The organism is Chryseobacterium sp. C39-AII1 (assembly GCF_039672645.1).
Classification (GTDB): domain Bacteria; phylum Bacteroidota; class Bacteroidia; order Flavobacteriales; family Weeksellaceae; genus Chryseobacterium.
On the sequence record NZ_JBDFPQ010000046.1, the window covers coordinates 1 to 631 of the forward strand.

Sequence of the window (631 nt, forward strand, 5' to 3'; positions counted from 1 at the left end):
TTTAATGGAGATTTTGATCCAAATTCTTCTCTCTCAAGTTATAATGGAATGGGAGGTTCTCATGGAATGTATTTCGCTGCGGATGCAGGGGGTGGACAGGCTGGATCTGGATCTGGATCTGGAGGTTCTGTAGATGCTCTTATAGATAAGATGTATGGATTAGGAGGTAGTTGGTCTAATACAGGTGCAAGCTTTACCAGTTCGGAAAATATAAATTTAGGATATGACGGCAGTTATCTTAGTCTTAATACAGCGTTAGATGTTGTTCTTCAGGAAGTCGTTATGACCGGAAGGGTTGGTAATAAAGGCTACAATAGCTTGCTTCTTTCCAGCAAAATCTCCGGTGCTTTAAACAGCTGGAATTATGATGTGAACAGTGCCAATCTGGGATGGGGAATTGCACATTCTAAAGCGTCTCAAGGAGTTGCAGAATTTGAGCAGTTCTTATTTATAGATGTTCCTTTATCATTCGCAGGAGAAGGTTTAATCGCTGCCGGTTGGAGAGCCGGAAATTTCAGCAGATATCTTTGTGGTCCTATGGGTAAAATAACCAATGGATTGATCAAAATCTGCTTTGCAGAGGGAACTTTAGTTTCGGTAGAGAACGGTAACAAAAAGATTGAAGACATCA

General features: G+C 40.9%; 1 protein-coding gene. It reads left to right on the forward strand.

The window, feature by feature from the left end; genetic code table 11:
* On the forward strand, positions 1 to 631 hold a 631-nt coding region (locus ABEG63_RS21520; protein WP_346587490.1), incomplete at both ends, for a hypothetical protein.